This window comes from Rheinheimera sp. A13L (assembly GCF_000217935.1).
Taxonomy (GTDB): Bacteria; Pseudomonadota; Gammaproteobacteria; order Enterobacterales; family Alteromonadaceae; genus Pararheinheimera.
The window spans coordinates 71,571-97,171 of sequence record NZ_AFHI01000003.1 but is presented as its reverse complement, the minus strand read 5'-3'; the positions used below and the strand labels follow the sequence as shown (position 1 = coordinate 97,171).

Here is a 25,601-nt window from a genome sequence, read left to right as displayed (position 1 = left end):
GAGCGCAGTGAACGACGCTGCAGCTATAAGTACGAAGGGTAAATAAACATTTACTTACAAATTCCCCCTGAGCTTTGACAGTAAATTCGTTAGCATAAGCCCTTATTACTTTGCCAAAACTATAGGTACATCATATGTCTGAGAAAAAACCTGGGATCTTAAGACGCTTTTTTGGTGGTATTTGGCGCGCTATCAGTCTGATTCGCCACATCACTTTTAATCTGATTTTTGCCATTTTATTTATCGTGGTACTGGTCTCTGTTTTCAGCGGCGACGATAAAGTGGAAGTCCCGGAAAGTGCAGCTTTAATTCTGAACTTGTCCGGTGATTTGGTTGAAGAGAAACGTTATGTTGACCCTCTGGACCAGATCCTTAGCGAAGGTATGGGTTCGCAGGACGAAGAGCCGGAAATTTTAGTCACTGATCTGGTGAAAACCATTCAGGCAGCCCAAAAAGACGAACGTATCAAGGCCATAGTGCTGGACCTGTCTTCTTTTGGCAGAGGCTCTATGGATAAATTAACCATGGTAGGTGCTGCATTGCAGGACTTTAAAGCAGCCGGCAAAAAAGTGCTGGCGACAGGCGATTATTACAGCCAGAACCAGTACTTCCTGGCATCCTACGCCGACAGCATTAACTTAAACCCTATGGGCACAGTTTTGCTGGAAGGTTTCGGCAGCTTCCCTATGTATTACAAATCTGCGTTAGAAAAATTAAAAGTGACCACTCATGTCTTCAAAGTTGGCACTTATAAATCTGCAGTAGAACCTTTTACCCGCGACACCATGTCGGATGAAGCCAAAGAAGCAAACAAGGCATGGCTAGACGAATTATGGGCCAGTTACAAACAACAAGTAGCTGAACGTCGTGGTTTTGCCGTCGATAACTTTGACGAAACAATCACGGCTTTATACCAGAAACTGCAGGCAGTGAATGGTGATATGACTCAGTATGCGCTGGATTCTAAATTAGTAGACAGCATCAAAACCCGCGAAGAATTCCGTCAGGACCTGATTGCTTTAGTGGGTGAAAACAAAAAACACAGCTTTAATCAGGTGCAGTTTAACGATTATCAGGATCTGGTCTTGCCTCCAGCGCATTACGACAACCCGCTGACTGAAAAAGTAGCAGTAGTGGTAGCTCGTGGCACTATTATCGACGGTTCTGCTAAAGCCGGTACTATTGGTGGAGACACCACAGCCGCCTTGTTACGTCGAGCCCGCTTTGATGAAAAAGTGAAAGCTGTGGTTCTGCGTATTGACAGTGGTGGTGGCAGTGCCTTTGCTTCTGAAGTTATTGGTCAGGAAATCAAACTGTTAAAAGCTGCCGGCAAACCTGTTATAGCCTCTATGGGCGCAGTGGCTGCATCAGGTGGTTATTGGATAGCAGCGCCAGCCAACGAAATCTGGGCTTCCCCTACTACCATCACAGGCTCTATTGGTATCTTTGGTTTATTCCATACGCTGGAAAATGCCATGCCAGTCTTAGGGTTGAATATTGATGGCGTAGCGACCTCGGAATTAGCAGGTTTAAGCTCAGGTTTACCGCTGTTCAAAGGCTTAACACCACAAATGTCAGGTATTTTCCAACTGCTGATCAACAAAGGCTACGATGATTTTATTGGCATGGTGGCCGAAAATCGCAATATGAGCAAAGAAGCTGTTGACCAGGTTGCTCAGGGCCGTGTCTGGACTGGTACCAAGGCACTGGAGTTTGGCTTAGTGGATAAACTGGGCACCTTTGATGACGCTATTGCGGCAGCTGCTGAAAAAGCAGGCTTAAAGCAATACGACATTAAAGTGATGGAACAGGAATTAACACCTACAGAACAACTGCTGCGTGATATGTTTGCTTCAAGCACAGTACAGGCTTTGTTACCTGAATCCAGCCAGTCAAGCCTTAGCCCACTGCTGAAGAAAATTGTGACTCAGGTGGATCAGGACTTTAAAGTACTGGAGCAGTTTAACGATCCAAAAGGCACCTACTCTGTCTGTATGAGTTGTACTGCGGTGAACTAAGTGAAGTCTTAAGTCGATTAAAGAAGCCGCCTCGTGCGGCTTTTTTATTGCTTGTGAAAAAATCAGATCCACTAAAACATAACAAAAAGGTCGGGAACCTTTTTTAACAACGCGACAGCGTTGGCCCGGAGGGCGTTTTGCAGGATAGAAAAACGTAAAACCCGTATCAACTTTCGCTGATACGGGTTCTGGGAATAATGGCGGAGGGGGAGAGATTCGAACTCTCGGAAGGCTATTAACCTTCGCCGGTTTTCAAGACCGGTGCATTAAACCGCTCTGCCACCCCTCCGGCGCCGCGTATGATAATCAGATCAGTTGCGAAAGAAAAGCATTTTTTTATACTTTGATAAAACAAGGTAAATGATTGAATTGTTTTACAAAGATAACTGCTGGCACTTTGGGAACTTCCCAAGTATTATTAAGTCAGAAAAGTAACTATTGAATGGAGAGAACAGCAATGTCCTACAACCAAAACACGCAAACTGGCCATATCGGCCATAGCGTTGAAGTCAACAAAGTACTACGTAATACCTATTTCCTGCTGGCCATGACTTTAGCATTCAGCGCTGTCACTGCCGGTATTTCCATGGCGATGAACTTCGGTTTTGGCCTGGGTCTGGTATTTACCCTGGTGGCTTTTGGTTTAATTTTTGTCGTACAGAAAAAAGCAGACAGTGCCAGTGGTATTTTCTGGGTATTTGCTTTAACGGGCTGTTTAGGCGCCTCTATTGGCCCTTTGCTGAACCGTTTTGCAGCTACAGCAAACGGCCCTGAGCTGATTATGCAAGCTTTAGGCTTAACAGCCGTCGTATTTTTCTCTTTGTCTGCTTACGCTTTAAGCTCACGTAAAGATTTTAACTTTATGGGCAGCTTCTTGTTTGTAGGTCTGATTGTGGTGATAGTGGCTGGTTTAGCCAATATGTTCTTCCAGATCCCTGCCCTGCACCTGGCGATTAACGCAGCTGTAGTGATGATTATGTCTGGCTTAATTCTGTTTGATACCAGCCGTATAGTAAATGGTGGTGAAACCAACTATATCCGCGCTACAGTGGGTTTATACCTGAATATCTTTAACCTGTTCACTTCGTTACTGCAGTTACTGGGTATTATGGGCAGCGATGATTAATTAAGGCTTGAGATAAGCTGATGTTGCAGTAAAATGCCCCGCCAATGTGCGGGGCATTTTTATAGCCTTCGTACTTGAAGCTGCAGCTTTGTTGACTGCGTGCTCTCGCCCCAGTAGTTTGTGGCGTATGATGGTTGAGGTGAACGGCGAACTCTCGCTTCAATCCAATTGCACATAGGACAACTATGCTCCTGGGGTCTCGATCACTGGTCGCCTCCCTGCAACTCCAATTACTTTGGCTATATATCATATATCCTTCGGTAAAGGGTTATTTAGAATAATGACGATGCGAAAGGTAAACACATGACCAGTTTTGCCGTTCTGATTGAAGGCCCGGTATTGCAAGGCCAAAGTTTTGTCAGCGCCCTGCGTTTTATGCAGCAGGCTGTTGCGGCTGGTCATACTGTGGATTCGGTGTTTTTATACCGGGATGCAGTGTATGCAGCCTCGGCTCTGATTGATTTACCTTCAGACGAACCCAAGCTTTCGGCCAGGCTACATCAGTTTTGCTGCCAGCATCAAATCCCCTTGCTGTTTTGTGTCACTGCTGCTGAGAAACGTGGTGTCTGCTCTGATGAGGTAAAGCCAGCACATGGTTATACAGCTGCTGGTTTAGCTGAATTTGCGATGCGTTTGGCAAAGGTCGATAAACTGGTGCAATTTTGATGAAGATAGCTGTGTTAGTGACCAGGTTGCCGTTGCAAGGTATTGAAGCCCGCGAAAGTCTGGACTTAATTTTTGCATTAGCTGCAGTTGACCATCAGGTCAGCGTTATATTTAGCGATGATGCTGTGTATCAGTTGCTAAAAGCCGATGACAGCTCTGGCTTAATGGTCAAAGACTTCAGACGCAGTTTTAAACTGTTTGAGCTGTACGATATTGACCAGTTGTATATCTGCGCCGAATCGTTACGGCAACGTAAATTGCAAACCAATGCGCTTATGCTGGATGTTCAGCCTTTGGAGCCCCATGAGCTTAGCCAATTGCTTTTAACGCAGCAGCATCTGATTAAGGCCTGATATGAGACTATTTGATTTAAGTCACAACCAGCTACCAGCCTTGCTCACCCTGGCCGATGCAGCAGATAAAGTTTTATTAAGGCAAGAGGCTGTGTATTTAATGCAAAGCCCTCTGCTCAATAACCTGCCTTGTGCTATGTATTGCCTGGCCACAGATGCCGCAGCACGTGGCGTGATGATCTCCGAACCTTTTACCGCACTCAATGACAGCCAGTGGTTTGCATTAGTGCTACAAGCGAAGCAACAACTCTGATGACAGAACTGATTTTAAATAACTTGCGCTACCCTCTGGATAAACATGGCTATCTGGCTGATTTGACTTTGTGGACACCAGAGCTGGCAGAGGAATTTGCCCGGTTAGAACAGATCGAAATGACAGAGGCACACTGGGAAGTGGTGAATTTTGTCCGTGCTTTTTATCAGGAGTATCAAACCTCTCCTGCCATACGTTTACTGGTGAAAAGCATGGGAGAAAAACTGGGGGCAGATAAAGGCAACAGTAAATATTTATTTCTGTTGTTTCCGGAAGGTCCGGCTAAACAAGCCACTCGTATTGCCGGTTTGCCAAAACCGGCAAAGTGTCTCTGAACCAAAGGGCTTAAAAAAACAAAAGGCTGTTAATTCAGCCCTTTGTACATGCCCATTCCGGCTTCAAAACTGGTGATCACCACCACTGCAAGTACACCAATCAATATCAACCAATATACCCAGCGCAACATGGTCTTTACAGGATTCGGCCTGGTTTTACGCACAACCACATGACGAGGGATCGGAGTCTTTTTTGAATTTTGTTGTTGTTCTTTGATTAATGACATCAGCTTTACCCAGTACAAAGGAGCAGAAAAGCTGCTCCTTACAAAAAGAACACAAAGTTCAGATTAACAGCGGATCTCCGTTTTACCACCCATATAAGGCTGCAACACTGCTGGGATCTGAATAGAACCATCAGCTTGCTGGTAATTCTCAAGAATAGCAACCAAGGTGCGACCCACAGCCAAACCTGAGCCATTTAAGGTGTGTAACAGTTCTGGCTTTTTGCCTTCACCCGGACGGAAACGGGCTTGCATACGACGAGCCTGGAAATCACCCATGCTTGAGCAGGAAGAAATTTCACGGTACGTATTTTGTGCCGGTAACCACACTTCCAGGTCATAAGTTTTGGTTGAGCCAAAACCCATGTCACCGGTACAAAGCAGCATAGTGCGGTATGGTAAACCTAACAGCTGCAATACTTTTTCCGCATGACCTGTTAACTCTTCCAAAGCAGCAAAAGACTGATCCGGATGCACTAACTGGACTAATTCCACTTTATCAAACTGATGCTGACGGATTAAGCCACGGGTATCACGGCCATAGGAACCCGCTTCGCTGCGGAAACACGGCGTATGAGCAGTGTATTTTTGTGGCAATTCTGTCAGTTCAAAAATACAGTCACGAGCCAGGTTAGTCACAGGTACTTCGGCCGTTGGGATCAACGACATACCCACACCTTCTTCAGTGGCTGGTTTGGTATGGAATAAATCTGCACCAAACTTTGGCAACTGGCCAGTGCCGTACAATGAAGCAGCGTTCACCAGATAAGGCACGTACAGCTCAGTGTAGCCATGCTGTTCTGTGTGTAAGTCCAGCATAAACTGGCTTAAAGCACGGTGCAGGCGGGCAATTTGCCCACGCATCACGACAAAACGTGAACCTGCGATTTTTACCGCATTTTCAAAATCCAGACCTTTGTCCAGCGCTTCGCCTAAGGCCACATGATCTTTAGGTTCAAATTCAAAAGCACGGGCTTCACCCCACTGACGCACCATCACATTGCCGGTTTCATCTTTACCTGCTGGCACAGACTCATGAGGCAAGTTTGGAATAGCGCTGACAATAGTATCCCACTGGGCTAATACCGCATCGAGCTTTTGCTTAGCCTCTTCCAGCTGTGCACCTAAACCATCCACTTCCGCCAGTAATGGCTGGATGTCTTCGCCACGGGCTTTGGCCTGGCCTATCGCCTTGGATTTAGTGTTACGTGAATTCTGTAAATCCTGAGTCGCCATTTGCAACTCACGGCGCTGTGCTTCCAGCGTCTCCAGCGTAGCAACATCCAGTTGAAAACCACGGTCCGCTAAACGTTGGGCGGTCTGAGCCAATTCGGCTCTTAAAAATTTTGCATCTAACATAGTGATTACTTCATTGAGCCCAGCTTTAAACCCAGCCAGGCGAGTGTTAAACAAATCAGCACGTTCAGCACAACATTCAGGCCGGCTTTCACCAAATCGCCTTGTTGCAGCAGTAAAACAGTGTCGAGTGAAAAAGTCGAAAAGGTAGTAAAGGCACCTAAAAAACCTACGCCGATCAAGGTTTTCCACGGATCAACCGTCAGATGTTCGGCTAAAAACAGGCCATAAAGCAGGCCTAATACAAAAGACCCGAGAATATTAACCAGCAAAGTCGCAAAAGGGAATGATTTACCACAAAGATGCAGCATTAATTCGCCTAAACCAAAACGGCAACAAGCGCCTAATCCGCCACCAATAGCTACAGCCAGATAGGCATGCATTAACCCTGTCCTTTTGCGTGTTGGTCCATCATAGCTAAATAGGCCATTTTGTCCTGCATTTGTTTCTCTAAGCCACGATCAGAAGGCGTGTAAAACTTCAGGCCAGCCATTTGCTCCGGTAAATACACCTCACCCGCTGCATATGCACCAGGTTCATTGTGTGCATAACGATAGGCCTTGCCAAAACCTTGTTGTTTTGCCAAAGCAGTAGGCGCATTACGTAAATGATCCGGCACTTCATAAGAGGGGTGTTGCTGCACATACTGGCGCATCTGGTTAAAGGCGCTATACACCGCATTGGATTTAGGCGCCAACGCCATATACACAGCAGCCTGAGCTATAGCCCGCTCACCTTCGGCAGGTCCTACCCGGGCAAAGGTATCCCAGGCATCCAAAGCTATAGTTAAAGCCCGTGGATCAGCATTGCCTATGTCTTCACTGGCGATAGCGAGCAGACGGCGAGCCACATACAAAGGATCGCCGCCACCTTCTAAAATACGGCAGTACCAATACAAAGCGGCATCAGGATTAGAACCCCGCACCGATTTATGAAAGGCCGAAATTAAATCGTAAAAAATATCACCCTGCTGATCAAAACCCGGCAATTGCCGTGGCACCAACTGACGAAATAAGTCAGCAGTCAGTTCAGTCACAGCTGTGCCTTGCTGCGCAGTTTCAACCGCTTGTTCAAATAAGTTTAATAAACGTCTGGCATCGCCATCAGCCAGTTGCAGCAATAAAGATTGGGCGTCACTGCTTATCTGAACCTGCTGGCCATGCTGCTGATAATGAGCCACAGCGCGCTCTGTCACCAAGGTCAGATCCTCTGCTGTCAGCTTTTTTAAAATACAGACACGGGCACGGGATAACATAGCGTTATTCAGCGCAAAAGCCGGGTTTTCTGTGGTGGCACCAATAAAAATAATGGTGCCATCTTCGATGTGAGGTAAAAACGCATCCTGCTGTGCTTTATTAAAGCGGTGCACTTCATCAACAAATAACAAGGTGCGCTGGTTCTGGGCTAAACGTTGTTTGGCGGCCTGAATTTCTTCGCGTATTTCTTTGACACCAGCAGTAACAGCAGATAAACGCGCAATGGCTGCTTTGGCATAAATGGCGATAAGCTCGGCTAAAGTCGTTTTGCCTGTGCCAGGAGGGCCCCATAAAATGAGCGAAGAAATGCGCCCCGCTTCTATCGCTTTGCGCAGAGGTGTGCCAGGCCCCAGCACTTGCTGCTGCCCGACATAATCCGATAATTGAGTTGGCCTCAGCAGCGCTGCCAGAGGCCTTATATCGTCGTGAAATTCAAAGCCGAGGTTGTTCACTTGACGCGTTGATCATCCACTTCAGCAGTCGTTGGAATAGCAAACTCAAACAGCTCTGATGCCAGCGGTGTGTTGTATTGCACCAGATTAAATTCAAAAGTGCTGTTCTGACCATTGCTGTCCATCACGACCATTTGCGATAACGCCAAACCAGAAAATTTCAGGCTGAGTTTTTTTACTGCATTGCCAGGATCTTTTGGTGTGATATCAAACTGCTCATCAGCGCCTGTAACATCGTACTGAGCCCATAACTTAGGGTCATGCGAAGTTAAGAGCACAAAAGGAGTTTTCTGCACTTGCTCTTTGGCATCATAAATACTGACCTGATCTAAAACTTCAGCATAAAACCACAGCGTTTTGCCATCGCCGATAAACAGATTTGGCTCTGGCGTCTGAGTTTCAAAACGAAATAAAGAAGGCTGCTTCAGTGACAACATGCCTTCGCCTTGCTGGATCAGCTTGTTGCTGGCATCCACAACGGTTTGATCAAAACTGGCCTGAAAACTGGTTAAGCGGGCTAATTTGTTCTGTAAAGCATCCGCCTGATCCGCCACAGCCATAAAAGCAGGCAGCATCAGAGACAACACCAGGACAACAGCTTTATTTGCTACAGTTTTTTTCATATACACCTTAGTTAAAATACTTTAGGAGGAGGAGGCGCTAATACTTCGCGGTTGCCGTTGTGGCCTGCACCACTGACGATACCACTCATTTCCATTTGTTCCACCAAACGGGCTGCGCGATTATAGCCAATACGGAAGCGTCTTTGTACACCTGAAACCGAAGCTTTGCGGCTTTCTGTGACAAAAGCCACCGCCTGATCAAACAGCGGATCGGATTCGGCGTCATCGCCTTCCATACTCTCGCCCGGCAGCAAACTATCTTCTGACGGCTCGCCGTTTAAAATCTCGGAAATATAGTTAGGTTTACCACGGCGTTTCCAGTCCGACACCACAGCATGCACTTCATGGTCATCCACAAAAGCACCATGCACACGGGTAGGCACACCAGAACCTGGCGGCAGATACAACATATCACCCTGACCTAATAAGCTTTCCGCGCCCTGCTGATCCAAAATAGTTCTGGAGTCAATTTTTGACGAGACCTGAAAGGCCATACGGGTTGGAATATTGGCTTTAATTAAACCTGTGATCACGTCCACTGAAGGACGCTGTGTCGCTAAAATCAGGTGAATACCTGCAGCACGGGCTTTTTGCGCTATACGGGCAATCAGCTCTTCTACTTTTTTACCCACAATCATCATCATGTCGGCAAATTCGTCAATGACCACCACAATAGAAGGCAACTTCTCCAGCTCTGGTGGCATGGTCATCATATTATCGCTTGGCTTCCAAATCGGGTCACGAATAGGAGTACCTGCAGCTATGGCGTCCTGAATTTTCTGGTTGTAGCCTTTTAAGTTACGTACACCAAGGGCCGACATCAGCTTATAACGACGTTCCATTTCACCGACACACCAGCGCAGACCGTTGGCCGCTTCTTTCATATCGGTCACTACTTCGGTCAATAAATGCGGAATACCTTCATAGACAGACAATTCCAGCATTTTGGGGTCAATCATTAAAAAGCGCACATCTTCAGGCGTGGATTTATACAGCAAACTACAGATCATTACGTTGACACCCACAGACTTACCAGAGCCTGTAGTACCGGCAACCAATAAGTGCGGCATGCGGCCTAAATCGGCCACTACGGATTTACCGGCAATATCTTTACCGAGCACCATAGTTAATGGCGATTTAGACTGAATAAAGATGTCGTCGCCTATCACTTCAGATAAACGAACTATTTCGCGGAACTGGTTAGGCAGCTCTAAACCTATATAAGACTTACCCGGTATCACTTCTACTACCCGCACGCTGATGGCAGATAAAGAACGAGCTAAGTCTTTAGATAAACCGGTAATTTTACTGACTTTCACGCCTGGTGCTAAATCCAGCTCAAAACGGGTGACCACAGGGCCAGGCAATACAGCTACTACTTTGGCATCGACACCAAAATCCAGCAGCTTGGTTTCCACTAAACGGGATACACGCTCTAAATCAGCAGGATCTATAGGATTAGTGGCCTTGTCTGGTCTGTCTAATAAAGCTAAAGAAGGTAAATCATCCGGACTGAAATGAGCAGCGTCCGGTGTATCGTCTTCTTCCTCGTCGATCATCACTGGCTCAACCACAGCCTGACGTTCTAACTCTGCAAAACTTTGTTCCAGATGTTGTAATTGCTCAGGGTAATAAGCATCGTCCACAGCTGAAAAACTTAAATCGTCGTCAGCCAGCGTATCTACACTAACAAAAGCCACTGCTTCGGTTTTTTCATCCAAAGGAGCAAAAGGCAAAGGCTCTACCCGCTCTGCTCCAGGGAAATAAGCCCGGCTTGGCTGAGTTTGCACCTCTTCAATCTCTGGCAAAGGAATTTGTTCTTCTTCAGGTGCAACAAAGGCGGACTCTGTGGCTTCGTTACGCACAGGGCTTAATCTGATAATTTCCGGTGCCACAGCAGGTTCGGTGTGCGTCAGTTTGGACATTTCAGTGTCCATTTCTGGTTCACGACGCTGTTGCGGTACTGTGGATTCGGTTTGAAAGGATAAAGGCGACGCCGCTTTAGCCGCAGAGCGCTGCGCCAGATAATGTCCTAAACGGGTTGGAGCCTGATACAACGCCACCAGCAGACGCATAGTTAAAGCGCCCAGCTCGTCTGCCACTGTGACCCAGGAAATACCTGTAGCCAAAGTTAAACCCGTAGATAAACCACAGAGCAGTAACAGTATGGTGCCAATAAAATTAAAGTTTGGCATCAGCATAGAAGTGACAACATCCCCTACTACGCCGCCGGATGAAAAATAGAAAATATCGTTAAAGTTAATACTGCTGATGGCGCTGGCACAAAGGATAGTTAAAACTAAACCTATAAGGCGTAAACCCAGGATCAGAAAGTCCATCTCCATCAGCGCTTTAGCGCGGCGAGTTAACAAATAACCAGCAAAGGCCACCAGTGGCGGCACTAAATAAGCTATCCAGCCAAAGGTAAATAACAGAATATCAGCAATCCAGGCGCCTTTAGGCCCTGCGTAATTATGCACAGCGGTTTGATAACCCGCCTGAGACCAGCTTGGGTCGGCCGGATCGAATGACATCAAAGCCAATAACATAAAGGCAGCTAAACCAAAGCTGAGGATTAACCCTACTTCAGATAAACGCTGCATTCCGTTTAAAGAAAACAATAATTTGGCTCGCAACCTTCTGGCTTCACTCAACACAACAAGTCCCATTTATTCTAAGAATTCTACCCACTTAAGATACCAGAGAGACAACTCTGATGCACCCCTTTATGGCCGCATAACCTGAAGCTACAGCCTTATTGACTATAACTACAGCGACTAAGGCTTATATAAACTTTAACGCCTGAACACCGGCTGTACAAAACCCCTACGTCTTTGATGCTATAGCCCTATTGAAGACGCCTGAATCAGTTCACCGCAATAAAAGTGGTCTGTTTTACTTCTTCCATCACCACATAAGTACGGCTTTCGCGCACACTGGGTAAACGTAATAAGGTTTCGCCCAACAACTCACGGTAAGCCGCCATATTAGCAACCCGGGTTTTGAGTAAGAAGTCGAAACTACCGGACACTAAATGGCATTCCTGGATCTCATGCGACTTCTGCACCGCTTTGCTGAACTCATCAAAATCCTCGGGTGAAGTTTTACTTAAGGTGATCTCAACAAAAACCAGTAACGCGGAACCTACTTTATTCGGGTCAACCTGCGCTGTATAGCCCAGAATATAGCCTTCGGCTTCTAATTTACGCACCCGCTCCAGACAAGGAGTTGCGCTGAGCCCTACCCTTTTGGCCAATTCAACATTGGCAATACGGCCATCTTTTTGCAATTCAGTCAGAATTTTGCGGTCAATCCTGTCTAGTTTTTTCACACTTTTACTGGTTTCGTACATAGCAGATAAAAATTTTACTTTTGAATTTATAACAGGATTTATAACTGCACTTCATCGAAAAAACAACAGGTAAAACTACAAATCTATAACTATACTAGGCAAAAATTTTACCCAACCCTACACAGGCGGAATATCATGATTATTGGCGTACCTAAAGAAATTAAAAACCACGAATACCGCGTCGGTATGACCCCAGCCAGCGTGCGTGAACTGACAGCTCTGGGCCACAGTGTTATTGTTGAACACAATGCAGGTAGTGGCATTGGTTTTGGTGACGACGCCTATCAGGCCGTTGGTGCAACAGTATTAGCAACTGCAGCTGAAGTTTTTGCTCAAGCTGACATGATTGTCAAAGTAAAAGAGCCACAGGCTGTTGAACGCGCTATGTTACGTGAAGGCCAAATCCTGTTCACTTATCTGCACTTAGCACCGGATCTGCCGCAAACAGAAGACCTGATCAAATCCAAAGCTATTTGTATCGCTTACGAAACAGTCACAGACAACCGTGGTGGCTTGCCTTTATTAGCCCCTATGTCTGAAGTTGCTGGCCGTATGTCTATTCAGGCTGGTGCCCGTGCTTTAGAGAAATCATGTGCCGGTCGCGGTATGTTATTAGGTGGCGTACCTGGTGTTGAGCCTGCCAAAGTTGTCATCATTGGTGGCGGTATGGTCGGTACTAACGCAGCTCAGATGGCTGTGGGTATGGGTGCTGACGTTGTGGTACTGGACCGCAGCGTAGACGTATTACGTCGTATCGATGCTCAGTTCAACGGCGCAGTAAAAACTGTGTACTCCACTGTAGATGCGCTGGAAAAACATGTGTTATCTGCTGACTTAGTCATTGGTGGTGTATTAATTCCAGGCGCTGCTGCACCTAAATTGGTGACTGCGGATCATATCAAACGTATGAAGCCTGGTTCTGCCATTGTTGACGTGGCTATCGATCAGGGCGGTTGTGTAGAAACCTCTAAAGCCACTACTCATGCTGATCCAACTTACATTGTTGATGACGTAGTGCATTACTGTGTGGCCAACATGCCAGGCGCAGTGCCACTGACGTCTACTTTTGCTCTGAACAACGCTACTTTGCCATTTATTATCCGTTTAGCCAACAAAGGCTACAAACAGGCATTGCTGGACGATGCACACCTGTTAAACGGCTTAAACGTGATCAATGGTCATGTGGTAAACCAACACGTAGCAGACGCGTTAAATCTGCCATTTGTTGAACCTAAGCAAGTGTTAGCAGCACTGTAATTTTTACAGCACTTCTTATCAGGGCGGCCTTAGGTCGCCCTTTTTTTTTCTGCAAATTCCGTTAGTCTTTCGGCTTGATCCTCAAAGGTTTTTTATCATGAACTATCTGTTATCTGCGCTTTTTGCTTTAAGTTTTTCTGTTGTTGCTGTTGAGGATATCCAGTTTGAAAAAGAATGGATCAAAGTGGGCCACCTTGAACTCGAAGTAGAGCTGGCCTTAACCACAGAGCAACGCGCCCGCGGCCTGATGTACCGCGATAAAGTAGAAAACGGCATGTTATTTATTTACGAAGAAGAGCGCATATTGTCATTTTGGATGCTGAACACCAAAGTGCCACTGGATATCGCCTATATCAAAGCGGACTGGACCATAGAGCCAATACAATTCCTTTATCCCTATGATAAAAAAGGCAAAAAATCCCAAGGTCCGGCTATAGGCGCTTTGGAAATGCCGCAAGGTTGGTTTAAAGCTCAGGGTTTAGCAGCCGGTACTAAGATTATCCGTTGTGGTAAGAAATGTGATTAATCGGACCTGTAGGTTGCAATCGCCGCGACGCGGCATTGCAACAGAGACATTACTTATGGATAACGAAGTCCAATTTTTGCATATACATCAAGAACGGCGATTAAAAGCTCCTGAATTCATCACCAAAACAGCCATGCTGTTCCACAAATTCGTTGTAGCGTTTAATGGCTGCACTATTATCTTCAACCCACTGAGCCGCTTCGTATTTAGTCAGTTTTTCTTTCAGCGCACGCTCAAGGGGCGCTGATTTTTGGGGTGCTGCTACAGCATACAAATCGGCCATAAAAACCTCTACAAGATTGTCTATGCTAGAAAAATTGCATATGCACATTGGCATGTGCAGGTAAGTTTATTTAGCCTCTCATTATGAGAGGCGCTAATCTGAATTTACAAACACTTTGTCGCATGTCATCTTGTTTCCATAAACAGCGCTAAGACTGTTCAGATATTCATCCCACGTAAAAACAAGGAAGAAAGGCGGCGAACTATGGCAGATCGGTTAATACAGCATTTAAAAGATAAAGAAAAAGAACACTCCGCATTATCACTGCTTGTTAATCAGTGGGGCTTTGATGAGAAGTTAATACCTAAAGCCCTACAGACTATTGGCAGTATTTTTCCGCACTATAGCCGCCACGATGAATCTCATAGCAAACAAATTCTAATCAACATTGAGCGGTTACTGGGGGAAGATATTAAGCTCCTCACGGCTACTGACACATGGCTGTTACTTGAAGCAGCCTACTGGCATGACATTGGTATGGTTGTCCCCCAAAGCGACATTGAAGAAGCTTTTGCGACTCAGGAGTTCAAACACTATCTGAATTCAATTCGCAACGAACCAAATAACCCGCTCCACACATTCGCTAAAAGTTTTGACACAAAAAAAATGACAACCTGCTTCTCTGGCTCCAATACTCCATTGGAAGCAGTAGAAAGTTTTCGTAACCTGATGGCTGAATGGTTTAGACGACAACATCCAGCCAGAGCAGAAAAAATAGTCCAAACGCCATGGGATAGTGCTGGCATCAGCTCCCCCAGAACAGAACTAATTCCAGCCCGACTTTTCAAGTTACTTGGCCGTGTCTGCCAAATGCATGGTGCTCCGTTCGAAGAAATTTTAGGCCCTAAAGGCCTGCCATTTCGTGAAGCTGGTTTAGCCCAAGAAGATTGTCACCCACGATTTATTGCTTGCTTACTGCGTATGGGCGATTTGCTTGATCTGGACGACAACAGGTTTTGCCCTGTTATGCAGCGTATAGCAGGTGAAAACAGGCCTCAGTTGACCAAAGCACATGAAGATAAGCATGCTGGTATTCGGCATTTGAGGATAGACAGGGAGCGTATTGAAATTAGCGCAGAATGCTCGTCGATTGATGGCTATCTGGAGACATTTAACTGGTTTAACTGGCTGAAGCAAGAAATCCAATATCAGATGGTAAATTGGCAAGATATCGTGCCCAGCCGAGACTTAGGCTTGCTACCTACCCTTGGGGCGCTTGAAGTAAGGTTGAGTGGAAAACTACAAATCCTCAATGAAGGACAAAAACCACAATTTGGATTAGATACAAAAAAAGCAATAGAACTACTTCAGGGTAACAACTTATACAGCTCAAAATATTCCTGTATCCGCGAATTATTACAAAATGCTGTAGATGCAACTTTGTTGAAAATATGGCTTTTAAACGAAAAACAACTTTCGCCCGCTGACTATGAGTCACCCTACACTCCAAAAATGCAAGAGCTTCTTAATTCAGCTAATGTCAAAGCAACCCTGACCGAACTAGGAACCGGAAGCAACCCTGACAAATCTCGCTGGTGCTTGACGATATCCGACGAAGGAACTGGCATCAGTTTAGATGATTTAGGTTATATGTTGCAGATTGGTGGTTCACATAGAAATACTGAGCGGCAAAACCGAATAAATACTATGCCTGAATGGATGAAACCTTCCGGTACTTTTGGTATTGGATTGCAAAGTATTTTCCTGCTTTGCGACGAAATAATTGTCACAACAAAAAGCATATTCACGAATCAAGTACTAAAAGTGACATTGTATAGTCCAACAGGACCGAAACAAGGCTTAGTCAGCTTAGAGTTAATGGATAATGACTTTACGCACCCTTTTGGAACAGAAATTAAAGCTGAGTTTGAGTTAGATAAATTTGCTCGCTCTTGGGTATTGTCTTCGAGAGAAAACAGAAAAGTTTCAAGCCAATTTTTTGCGTCTATGGACCCTGTACTTCATGAAACATTTCCGCTTGAAGCAGCGACAATAGCAGATAAGTTTTTAGAATTCTATGAGAACTCACTTATTCAAACGATCCCTCAACTAGTTACTAAAGATGGAAAGCACCATATTGATATTGAGCCCAATATAAATACAGAAAGCAGAAGGCTGATTAGTATAGGCAAACATCAACTTACACTAAAGTATGCTCCAAATGACTGGTTTAACTACCTGAGTGTATTTTTTCGTGGACAATCATTTGAATATAAAAAAGTTATACCATATGTAGATATTGAAATGAATCTTATGTCAGGAAAAGCAAGTTCATGGCTTACAGCAAATAGAGAGCGCCTAATAAATGATGCAGAAACAGAATTTAGAGACGTTCTCTTGGAAGCGCTAAAAGACCAAGTTCAATATGATTTATCAAACATAGAACAATGCGAACTACTTGAGGGTAAGAATAGACACTCTTATTCACTATTTTTGGAGGCGATGGCTATTGGGTATGGCGCAGATTGGATTGATCTGGCTAAAAAATTATCAGAGGAATGGTTAAACCTTAACTGCCCAGAGCATTCAAAACATCAAACATATAATGATGCATTTGGTTGTAACGAGTTATTCGTTGCCAAACGAGCATCTGATGGTCAAGTGCCAGCTAATTGTGACATAGCGTTTGGCAGCGATATCCGTGACTTAAGCATGCATATAATGTTCAGCTATTGGTTAAAAACGATTAAGGGAACCATTCAAATAATAGATGCTGGAAAAAATATGCCCACAAAACAGACAAATACCAGTCGCTACAGAAAAATGGTTTATTATCAGCTAAAGAGAGAATACCAACCGTATTATAATGAAGATAGTTTGTCAAACAGTCTGGCATCTTGCATTCGAGGTCGGAGAAACAGGAGATATACTTTACATTGTGAGAAAAACAGTGCTTGGTCAAAACTATTTTTAAAAGAGGGAAAAGAAGTAAGAGCTTATGATCTTTTTGATTTCGTTCACCCTGAGTCAGATATATTATTATTACCTTATTTGTTCAAGGGTAACTTAGGAGACATAGTTAATTCAATTGAATGTACTGATGTCCAGTTGGAAGCGCTTTGTATGTGGGTTCAGCCCAATCTCAAATCCGACTTACCTATAGCTGAAATAAAGAACATTTATAAACAACTAATTAACTATATAGATAATACGGTTATGGAAAATAGCCCACACAAAGTCGAATGGAGACGTAGTAGAGAATTAATTGATTAATCTACATAAGATTTTTAACAGTTTGCTGGCGACTTCAAGGTGCAATGTTCTGAGTAATTGCACCAAATAATATTACATATCAAAGATTAAAAGGTTCCTGATCATCCCGCAGCAGCAAAATTTCGCTAAAGCCCATTTTAACAAAAGCGTTTTTGCGATAGTCCTTCAGCGCACCTGTGCCTTTGGCGGTAATGGCGACTTGCTGCTCCATTTTACGAAAGGCAGTTAAGTCTATGCCTTCGGCTGCAGCGACGGCTTCGTAGCTATCGGCGTATTTGTCGTAGCTGAAAGGAATTTTTTTCCATTCACCTTTGAATTTATAACTGATATGTCGCGCCATCTTCCAGCTCCTTGTGTTGTGCAGCCAGCTGTTCTTGCTGCGCTAAAGTCTGCTGCTGTTTCAGTGCGGGTGCTGCATACATTTGCTGCACATAGGATCTTAATTCTGTAGGTAATGAAGCCATTTTGGTTTGGTACCACAGACTGTCTTCGCCAGGGTCCAATTCTACGTCCATTTCTGCGGCTAAATAATTGACCGGATATAACCTATAACCAGCCCAGATTTGGCGGTCAATCTCCGCAGCTAAAGCGGCAGGGTCCTGAAACGTAGCCTGAATGGCTTCGCCAAAATGCACATGCACCCGGCCTTTTTGCCCTACTATGCCCTGCACTATGCTTTGAATATCTTCCATTTCAGATTTTTTGTATTCGCCCGTGCTGGCAAGCATATACAGCTCGTTGGCTTTGGCCTGATCCAAAGGGTCAAATTCATAAGATAAACACACTGGCACTATATTGAGCGACTGCATATAAGTCGCAAAATCCATACCGCGTTTTTTACCTTCGATATTAAACATTTTTAAAATAGCTTCGTCGGTTTGATCCAAACCATCTTTAGCCCGGCCTTCTTTTTGCGCTATCCAGATGGAATGGCCAGTCTCAAGAGAATCTTTGATATAAGCCGACAAATGGCCCAGAGCCTTTAGCATTTCGCGGGGAGCTTTAATAGAGCGTTTGACGATAAAGCTTTTATTCAGTTTCATCAGCTCAGTGGCACAGGGCATCTTCAGCAGATTATCGCCAATGGCAATACGCACAGTGTCCATGCTCTTTTGATGCAGACACCAGTTCAGCAACGCAGGATCCATAGCAATGTCACGATGGTTGGATATAAATAAATAAGCTTGTTTTGGATCGAGATGTTCCAGGCCACTGACACTGACACCAGCAGAGCTTTTCTGCAGGCTTTGCTGTAAGAAATCAGCCACCATATTTTGCACATCGGCCACAGTACGCAGGCCTTTGGCTTTGCGCGCCAATAACCAACGCAATACAGGAGTAAACAAATAACGAACGGTTTTAGGCCAGCTGGCCAGACGGTAATTTAAAATGGCATGCAAAAAATCGGCGTCGTCCAATAAACGACTAATCGCTTGTGGTACTTCATGGTCAAAATAAGGGCGAATATCCTGAAAAGGATCCGTTTGATTTGGCACAGCTTTTAAACCCAAAGTTGTAAATGAGCCCTATTCTACCCGTTGTCAGACGGATCACCAGAGCAATCTGGCCCGATCACTTTGCAGTTGATGTTTTATTAGGCAGTCAGAGCGTAGAGAGGCGCAAATTGCACCGGCATTAAACGGTTTTGTTGCACCCGAACCAGCTGGCCTGCAGCTAACTGCTTGCCGTTTAACAGCTCCATCGATTCGAGCAGCAGGCAATCCACCATAGGATCTGCTTTGGCCACCAGCACCACTTTAGCCCGGCTTGCACCTTCAAGTTTTGCGATGCTCATTAAATTGGTATGACATTCGATGCTGGAGAAGTTAAACAAGTGACTTTTTTGCACAGGAGCTTTAACAAAACTCAAAGCAGCAACGGCCTGAGCTGCAACTGTCAAGAGTTCAGTATCAGGCAATAAGCCTTCCAAAGCTTCGGCAAAATCCATCAACAGCTGGGCTTGTTCCATGCACAGGCGTTGCTGCTCTGGTAACATTTTCAATTCTTTGGCACTAAAGGCAGTTTGAATATGGTGGCTGTTTGATAACTGCAACACCAAACGGTCTTGCTCAACGCAATACTGCCAGCACCAGTCAGGGCATAAAGACAACATACTCAATCCTTGTGAATTCAAGATGTTGCCTTTCTACACTTGTTTTTAACGCCTGTTAAAGATTATTTTGGACTAAGATTCAGGGATCCAAAATTGATCGGCATATGGGCTATTTCAGGCTTTCTACGATCTCTTTAATCAAAGCAGGGCCCTGGTAAATAAAGTTAGAATAGACCTGAACCAGGTTAGCGCCGGCGTCCATTTTTTCCTGTGCAGCTTTAGCTGAATCTATACCACCTACGCCAATAATAGGGAGTTGTGGTCCTAATGCAGCGCGGAACTGGCGGATAATCTCTGTACTTTTTTGTTGCACGGGCAAACCGCTTAAACCGCCCATTTCATTGCCATATTTCAGGTGTTGCACTGAGCTTTTATCCAGGGTGGTGTTGGTCGCAATTACGCCATCCATTTTGCTGCGAAGCAAAGTTTCGGCCACTTGCTGCACTGCCACTTCGTCCATATCAGGCGCTATTTTGACAAAAATTGGCACGTATTTGTCTTGCTGAGCCTGCAAATCCAGCTGCTCATTTTTCACCGCCTGCAATAAATCAAACAGCGCGTCACCAAATTGCAGATCCCGCAAACCCGGTGTGTTGGGCGAAGAAATATTGACCGTGATATAACTGGCGTGGGCATAGACCTTACGCATACAGGCAATGTAGTCGTCTTTACCCTGCTCGTTGGGCGTGTCTTTGTTTTTGCCTATATTGATGCCAAGCACACCTTTGTAAGTCGACTTTTTCACGTTCTCAACCAGATAGTCCACACCTTTGTTATTAAACCCCATGCGGTTAATAATGGCGTTGGCTTCAGGTAAACGGAATAAACGTGGTTTGTCATTACCGACCTGTGGCCGTGGAGTCACTGTGCCTACTTCAATAAAGCCAAAACCCATCTGACCAAAAGCGTCGATACAATCGGCATTTTTATCCAGGCCAGCAGCTAAACCTACTGGATTATCAAAATGGATACCGGCTACTGTGACAGGTTTTTTCGGCAAATCCTGACGCCACAGCAATGATGCCGGGGTATTTTTTAAATGCTTTAAGCTGCCAAGGGCCAGGTGGTGTGAAAACTCAGCATCTGTACAAAACATTAAAGAACGCGCCATTGAATAGAACATAACAACCTGCTTTTATCAGTAAAGGGGAAGGCAAATACCATAGTGTGCTGTAAAAAGCACCGGCTCTAAAAAGAGCCGGTGTATTCTAGCTGGAACCTGAATTATTTCACAGGATCACAGTGGTGGCTGAGTAACATCAGTTCACGCAGTGCCACTGAGAATTTAGCAAACTCATGGCTCTTGGTGGTTTTGAACTCGGCCAGCATATGGCGCCAGCGCGACAGTACTGGTTCATGCTCAGTGATCCAGCTGCCGATCACAGCTTCTGCATCACAAGCTCCTGCACAACCACGTATCACTACTGCAGATAACGCACGTTGTTGCCAGTCCAGCTCTTCGCGGTATGAAGCGCGGGCCAGAGCCTGCCAGTGGTTTGCCACAGGTTGCTGAGTAATTTGCTCAAGGAACCAGTGCAGATCCAAACGATCACCCAACTTGAAGTAAATTTCTGCGCTTAACAGCAGAGAATTTTTCTCAGCATCAGCTACTTGTGCAATATCCATCACAGAGAAGCTGGTGCTCAGCTGAGCTAAATAACGGGCAACATCAGCAGGCACGCCTTGTTCAATAAAGGCTTGTTCGTTGGCTGCCAGTTGCTCCGCTTCGGCCGGGGCCAGCAGTTTTTGCAGGTTATTGCTGATTTCAACAAAAGCTGGTTTGAAGAAATCAATAGTCTGCTGAATATCCAGCGCTTTGTTACGGTGGCGTAAGAACCAACGCGTGGTGCGGCGCATAGTGCGACGTAACTGGTGGAACAGTTTAATTTGCAGTGCAGCTGGAATGACGTTATCCAGCTCTTCCAGTTTGGTCCACACCGCTTCCACATCAAACAAGTCGCGGGCTATGGTGTAACAAACTGCAACTTCAGCCACAGAAGAACCTGTTTCTTCCATCATACGCTGAGCAAAGTTAGCGCCCATATCGTTAACCATCAGGTTCGCCAGTTTGGTGGCGATGATCTCAGCCTTTAACGGGTGAGTTTCCATCTCTTTGGCATAACTCTGCTGTAACATTTTTGGAAATGCAGTAAACAGATGGCGTTTGAAGTAACTGTTTTCATAAATTTCCGGCAGTACCAGCCACTCTTTCATCACCATCTTGCCGTAAGCGGTCAGAATGGCCAGCTCAGGACGGGTTAAACCCTGACCTTTAGCAGTGCGTTCTGCCAGGGCTTCGTCTGAAGGTAAAAACTCCAGTTCACGGTTTAACTTGCCATCTTTTTCCAGTGAATGGATAAAGCGGGTGTATTCTTTCATCTGCTCAGCGCCCAGCACTGAAGACACAGAAATACTCTGAGTTTGACGGTAACAGTCGTTAATAACAATGTCGGCCACATCACTGGTCATTGCTGCCAATAACTCGTTACGTTGCTTCAGTGTCATATCACCGCTGGCTACCAGAGCGTTTAACAGAATTTTGATGTTTACTTCGTTATCTGAACAGTCTACGCCACCCACGTTGTCAATAAAGTCGGTGTTAATACGGCCACCATTGGCAGCGTATTCGATACGGCCACGCTGGGTAGTACCTAAGTTACCACCCTCGCCTATCATCTTGGCCTTCACGTCTTTACCATTGACGCGAACTGCTTCTGAACCACGGTCACCGACTTCTGCATGAGTTTCGTCAGTGGCTTTGACATAAGTACCAATACCACCGTTCCAAATCAGATCCACTTCCATCATCAAGGCGGCGCGGATAAATTCGTTAGGCGTCAGGCTGACTGCAGTAGTGCCCAACATCTGCTGAATTTGTGGAGTCAGCTTGATGGACTTGGCGCTACGGGCAAACAAACCACCACCTTCTGAGATCAACGACTTATCGTAATCATCCCAGGTGGACGTTGGCAGGTTAAACAAACGCTCACGTTCAACAAAAGTTTTTGCTGCATCCGGATTCGGGTCAACAAAAATGTGCATATGGTTAAATGCCACCTGCAGACGGATATGTTTGGATAACAGCATACCGTTACCAAAGACGTCACCGGCCATATCACCTATAGCCACACAAGTGAAATCAGTGGTCTGACAGTCAATGCCCACTTCACGGAAGTGACGTTTCACCGACTCCCAACCACCACGGGCTGTAATACCCATACCTTTGTGGTCATAACCATTTGAACCACCTGATGCAAAAGCATCACCTAACCAGTGGTTGTATTCAGCAGAAATAGCATTGGCTATATCAGAGAACGTGGCTGTGCCTTTATCGGCTGCTACTACTAAATACGGGTCATCTTCGTCTAAACGCACCACAGATTTAGGCGGAACTATCTGGCCTTGCACTATGTTGTCGGTCACGTCTAATAAACCACGGATAAAGGTGCGGTAACATTCTTTACCTTCGTTTAAGAAAGCTTCACGACCGCCTGTTTCTGGTAATTTTTTACAAACAAAACCACCTTTAGCACCTACTGGTACTATTACAGTGTTTTTCACTTGCTGAGCTTTTACCAAACCCAGAACTTCAGTACGGAAGTCTTCACGACGGTCTGACCAACGCAAACCACCACGGGCTACTTTACCGCCGCGTAAATGCACACCTTCAACGCGCGGTGAGTACACAAAAATCTCAAAAGCTGGTACTGGTAATGGCATATCCGGCACTAAAGACGACTTCACCTTAAAGGAGATGTAGCTCTTCTGCTGACCTTGCGCATTGGGCTGGAAGTAGTTAGTACGTAAGGTCGCCGACATCATGGCAACAAAACGACGGATAATACGGTCATCATCCAGGTTTACTACGTTGTCTAACTGCTCGTTTAACTGCTTTTCAATGGCTTCGATAGCTGCTGCATCACCGGTGTTTTCTGGGTCGAACTTGGTGTTAAACAGCTGCACTAACAAATGCGCCAGTTTTGGATAACGGGCAAAAGCGTTTTCTACATAAGACTGGCTGAACGTACCACCGATCTGACGTTTGTATTTAGCATAAGCACGTAATAACGAGGCTTCGCGACCTGTTAAACCAGCGCCTAAAATCAGACGGTTAAAACCGTCGTCTTCCAGATCGCCTTTCCATACTTTGGCAAAAGAATCCTGGAAAGATAACTGCGCCTGTTCGAAGTCTGTTGGCATAGCGCCGTTGACTTCCATAGCGAAGTTTAAAATCCAGCTGACAGAGCCATCCGGGCAACGCACCGCATAAGGAGTTTCACCTATCACTCGTAAACCGAAGTTTTCCAGAATAGGCAATACATCTGATAAATGGATTGGGTGGTCTTTGTGGAACAGGTTCAAACGCACAGCTTTGCTGTCGTTACGCTCCTCCTGTGGACGGTAAAACAGCATGTCCAGACGGTGTTCGTCGTTAAGCGACTCAATTTTTTCAATGTCAACCAAAGCATCGTTTGGCAACATTTCGTCTTTGTAGGACGAAGGGAAAGCGGTCAGGTACTTGCGACCCAGCTCACGGCCACGGGCTTCACCATAATGGCCAACCAGCGCAGCTTCCAGTTTATCTTCCCAGGTACGGGCCGCTTCAACTAAATTGCGTTCAATTTCTTTCACATTAAACTCGATATTGTTATCGTTGATCCGAACGAAATAATGGGTACGTGCCAACACAGATTCAGAGAAGTAGGTCGTAAATTCTACTGCTTCAGTGCTGCCCAAAGACTGCGCCAGAATTTGTTGGGTGACTTTACGCAACTGAGTGTTGTATCGCTCACGGGGCACATACACCATAGCTGACACAAAACGGCCAAAGGCGTCTTTGCGTACAAATAAACGTGTCATGTCACGTTCCTGCATTTGCAGTACGCCTGTCGACACATCCAACAGCTCGTCTGTCGTCGCCTGGATCAACTCATCCCGTGGATAAGTTTCCAGAATATTCAGCAGTGCTTTGTAAGCATGGGTACCCTGAGCAAAACCAGATTTGCCCATCACTTTCGCCAGCTTGTTTTTCAACAACGGAATATCAGCGGCGCTGTTGTTGTATAAAGAGGATGAATACAAACCAATAAAACGGTCTTCCCCTATCACATGGCCTTTGTCGTCAAAACGTTTAATACCGACGTAGTCGATATAGGCAGGACGGTGCACTCGGGATTTATTATTGGTTTTGGTCAGGATCAGCAACGACGTATTTAAAGCTTGTTTGCGCGCCTGCTCTGGTAAATCAGACAACATTAAATCTCGTGACGTAGAACGGCGCATTAAACCTAAAGCGCTGTCGTTGACGCTTTCAATTTTATGATCGCCTTCCACCGCTTTGATGCGGTATTCACGATAGCCAAGTAAGGTGAAATTGTCTTTTGCCATCCAGTTTAAGAATTCGACGGCTTGATCAAGTTCAGTTGCATTCACTGACGCTTGTTTTGGCAAGTCAGCTATCACCTGCAACAATTTTGCACGTATAGGTTTCCAGTCCTGCACAGCTAAAGACACATCTTCCATCACAGACTGCAGTTCAGAGGTTAAGCCTTCTACTGCAGCTTTGTCTGTCATGCGATCAATTTCGATATGGAACACAGTTTGTTCTGCGCTGGCTTGCTCTACAGTGCCCAGCTTAAAAAAGTCCGTGATGTCGTTTTTATCGTTACGGAGCGTTTGAAGTGGGTAATGCAATAACAAATGAGTGGTAATGGACTGACGTGTTAACGCCATACGAACAGAGTCCACTAAAAACGGGCTGTCTTTGACCACTATTTCTACGATAGTGTGTTTAGATTCCCAGCCGTGTTTTGCAATTTCAGGGTTAAACACCCGGATCAGTGCTGTCCCTCCGGTATGACCATTAAAGCTTTGCCATAAGCTAAGCGCAGCGCCATATAAATCGCTGTCGTTACGACCAAACAAATCTTCATGAGACATATTGCCATACAGAGTGTGGGCAAATTTTTCGACCAGTTCGACCTGATCTTTGACTTTAGAACGAATAAGCTTACTTACATTTTGTAGTAGTACAGAAGGTTGACCGTCTATCAGTGCCATTTTTGTATCCTTTTTTGAAACCTCGGCCTGTTGATACCGGGTTTACTTACATACAGAGCGTGTCAGGTGCGAAGTTTATTGAGTATTGACGGGCTTTTCGAGCTTTATTTATGTCTTTGTTACTGGTTGTACCAG

22 protein-coding genes and 1 tRNA gene are annotated in these 25,601 nt (G+C 45.4%); 9 read left to right on the top strand and 14 right to left on the bottom strand.

Translation table 11 applies throughout. From position 1 onward, the window contains the following. The first annotated feature begins 134 nt into the window (after window positions 1-134). Window positions 135-2,018 carry a signal peptide peptidase SppA gene (gene sppA / locus RHEIN_RS02570; RefSeq protein ID WP_008897407.1) on the top strand — a complete coding sequence of 628 codons (1,884 nt, stop codon included), beginning with the start codon at window positions 135-137 and terminating at the stop codon, window positions 2,016-2,018. 198 nt (window positions 2,019-2,216) lie between these two features. On the opposite strand, the gene RHEIN_RS02565 is transcribed toward sppA, so the two are convergent. Then, window positions 2,217-2,307, bottom strand: a tRNA-Ser gene (locus RHEIN_RS02565). Between the two features lie 168 nt (window positions 2,308-2,475). On the opposite strand from RHEIN_RS02565, the gene RHEIN_RS02560 reads away from it, so the two are divergent. The 5 genes from RHEIN_RS02560 to RHEIN_RS02540 all read left to right on the top strand — a co-directional run bounded on the left by RHEIN_RS02560 (window position 2,476) and on the right by RHEIN_RS02540 (window position 4,751). Continuing rightward, a complete protein-coding gene (locus RHEIN_RS02560) occupies window positions 2,476-3,144 on the top strand; it encodes a Bax inhibitor-1/YccA family protein (protein ID WP_008897406.1) in 669 nt (222 codons plus the stop codon). 303 nt (window positions 3,145-3,447) lie between these two features. Then, window positions 3,448-3,810, top strand: a complete 363-nt coding sequence (tusD, locus tag RHEIN_RS02555; RefSeq protein ID WP_008897405.1) for a sulfurtransferase complex subunit TusD — start codon at window positions 3,448-3,450, stop codon at window positions 3,808-3,810. After that, on the top strand, window positions 3,810-4,163 hold the full coding sequence (gene tusC, locus RHEIN_RS02550) for a sulfurtransferase complex subunit TusC (protein ID WP_008897404.1): 354 nt from the start codon (window positions 3,810-3,812) through the stop codon (window positions 4,161-4,163). The genes tusD and tusC overlap by 1 nt, the downstream gene beginning before the upstream one ends. Window position 4,164: 1 nt before the next feature. Continuing rightward, on the top strand, window positions 4,165-4,416 hold the full coding sequence (locus RHEIN_RS02545) for a DsrH/TusB family sulfur metabolism protein (RefSeq protein ID WP_008897403.1): 252 nt from the start codon (window positions 4,165-4,167) through the stop codon (window positions 4,414-4,416). After that, window positions 4,416-4,751, top strand: a complete 336-nt coding sequence (locus RHEIN_RS02540; protein ID WP_008897402.1) for a TusE/DsrC/DsvC family sulfur relay protein — start codon at window positions 4,416-4,418, stop codon at window positions 4,749-4,751. The genes RHEIN_RS02545 and RHEIN_RS02540 overlap by 1 nt, the downstream gene beginning before the upstream one ends. A 29-nt stretch (window positions 4,752-4,780) precedes the next feature. Here the strand turns inward: RHEIN_RS02540 and RHEIN_RS02535 are convergent, their stop codons facing one another. The 7 genes from RHEIN_RS02535 to lrp form a co-directional block, all read right to left on the bottom strand. Further along, window positions 4,781-4,978 (bottom strand): hypothetical protein, encoded by a 198-nt coding sequence (locus RHEIN_RS02535; RefSeq protein ID WP_008897401.1) that lies wholly within the window; start codon window positions 4,976-4,978, stop codon window positions 4,781-4,783. A 63-nt stretch (window positions 4,979-5,041) separates the two neighbouring features. Further along, on the bottom strand, window positions 5,042-6,334 hold the full coding sequence (serS, locus tag RHEIN_RS02530) for a serine--tRNA ligase (RefSeq protein ID WP_008897400.1): 1,293 nt from the start codon (window positions 6,332-6,334) through the stop codon (window positions 5,042-5,044). 5 nt (window positions 6,335-6,339) lie between these two features. Further along, a complete protein-coding gene (crcB, locus tag RHEIN_RS02525; protein WP_008897399.1) occupies window positions 6,340-6,714 on the bottom strand; it encodes a fluoride efflux transporter CrcB in 375 nt (124 codons plus the stop codon). Continuing rightward, a complete protein-coding gene (locus RHEIN_RS02520; RefSeq protein WP_008897398.1) occupies window positions 6,714-8,039 on the bottom strand; it encodes a replication-associated recombination protein A in 1,326 nt (441 codons plus the stop codon). Before RHEIN_RS02520 ends, crcB begins: the two co-directional genes overlap by 1 nt. Continuing rightward, window positions 8,036-8,662 carry an outer membrane lipoprotein chaperone LolA gene (gene lolA, locus RHEIN_RS02515; RefSeq protein WP_008897397.1) on the bottom strand — a complete coding sequence of 209 codons (627 nt, stop codon included), beginning with the start codon at window positions 8,660-8,662 and terminating at the stop codon, window positions 8,036-8,038. The genes RHEIN_RS02520 and lolA overlap by 4 nt, the downstream gene beginning before the upstream one ends. 11 nt (window positions 8,663-8,673) lie before the next feature. Further along, window positions 8,674-11,331 (bottom strand): DNA translocase FtsK, encoded by a 2,658-nt coding sequence (locus tag RHEIN_RS02510; RefSeq protein ID WP_050801132.1) that lies wholly within the window; start codon window positions 11,329-11,331, stop codon window positions 8,674-8,676. 197 nt (window positions 11,332-11,528) lie between these two features. Continuing rightward, window positions 11,529-12,014 carry a leucine-responsive transcriptional regulator Lrp gene (lrp, locus tag RHEIN_RS02505; protein WP_008897395.1) on the bottom strand — a complete coding sequence of 162 codons (486 nt, stop codon included), beginning with the start codon at window positions 12,012-12,014 and terminating at the stop codon, window positions 11,529-11,531. Window positions 12,015-12,149: 135 nt separating this feature from the next. On the opposite strand from lrp, the gene ald reads away from it, so the two are divergent. Next, on the top strand, window positions 12,150-13,271 hold the full coding sequence (ald, locus tag RHEIN_RS02500; RefSeq protein ID WP_008897394.1) for an alanine dehydrogenase: 1,122 nt from the start codon (window positions 12,150-12,152) through the stop codon (window positions 13,269-13,271). 97 nt (window positions 13,272-13,368) lie between these two features. Then, complete coding sequence (locus RHEIN_RS02495) at window positions 13,369-13,797, top strand: DUF192 domain-containing protein (RefSeq protein ID WP_008897393.1); 429 nt, start codon at window positions 13,369-13,371, stop codon at window positions 13,795-13,797. A 100-nt stretch (window positions 13,798-13,897) separates the two neighbouring features. Here RHEIN_RS02495 and RHEIN_RS02490 read toward each other — a convergent pair whose 3' ends face one another. Next, the gene (locus RHEIN_RS02490) at window positions 13,898-14,080 is read right to left on the bottom strand and encodes a type II toxin-antitoxin system CcdA family antitoxin (protein ID WP_008897392.1); all 183 of its coding nucleotides are present in this window, start codon (window positions 14,078-14,080) and stop codon (window positions 13,898-13,900) included. Between the two features lie 204 nt (window positions 14,081-14,284). On the opposite strand from RHEIN_RS02490, the gene RHEIN_RS20255 reads away from it, so the two are divergent. Continuing rightward, window positions 14,285-17,293: an HD domain-containing protein gene (locus RHEIN_RS20255; protein WP_008897391.1), complete on the top strand. Its 3,009-nt coding sequence runs from the start codon at window positions 14,285-14,287 to the stop codon at window positions 17,291-17,293. A 79-nt stretch (window positions 17,294-17,372) separates the two neighbouring features. On the opposite strand, the gene RHEIN_RS02480 is transcribed toward RHEIN_RS20255, so the two are convergent. The 5 genes from RHEIN_RS02480 to RHEIN_RS02460 form a co-directional block, all read right to left on the bottom strand. After that, window positions 17,373-17,633, bottom strand: coding sequence for a DUF2960 domain-containing protein (locus RHEIN_RS02480; protein WP_008897390.1), 261 nt, complete (start codon window positions 17,631-17,633; stop codon window positions 17,373-17,375). Next, complete coding sequence (locus tag RHEIN_RS02475; RefSeq protein ID WP_008897389.1) at window positions 17,611-18,789, bottom strand: lysophospholipid acyltransferase family protein; 1,179 nt, start codon at window positions 18,787-18,789, stop codon at window positions 17,611-17,613. Before RHEIN_RS02475 ends, RHEIN_RS02480 begins: the two co-directional genes overlap by 23 nt. Before the next feature lie 98 nt (window positions 18,790-18,887). Next, window positions 18,888-19,406 (bottom strand): cell division protein ZapC domain-containing protein, encoded by a 519-nt coding sequence (locus tag RHEIN_RS02470; protein ID WP_008897388.1) that lies wholly within the window; start codon window positions 19,404-19,406, stop codon window positions 18,888-18,890. A gap of 109 nt (window positions 19,407-19,515) precedes the next feature. Beyond that, window positions 19,516-20,529: a quinone-dependent dihydroorotate dehydrogenase gene (gene pyrD, locus RHEIN_RS02465; protein ID WP_008897387.1), complete on the bottom strand. Its 1,014-nt coding sequence runs from the start codon at window positions 20,527-20,529 to the stop codon at window positions 19,516-19,518. Between the two features lie 101 nt (window positions 20,530-20,630). Beyond that, window positions 20,631-25,466, bottom strand: coding sequence for an NAD-glutamate dehydrogenase (locus RHEIN_RS02460; RefSeq protein ID WP_008897386.1), 4,836 nt, complete (start codon window positions 25,464-25,466; stop codon window positions 20,631-20,633). Window positions 25,467-25,601 lie beyond the last annotated feature (135 nt).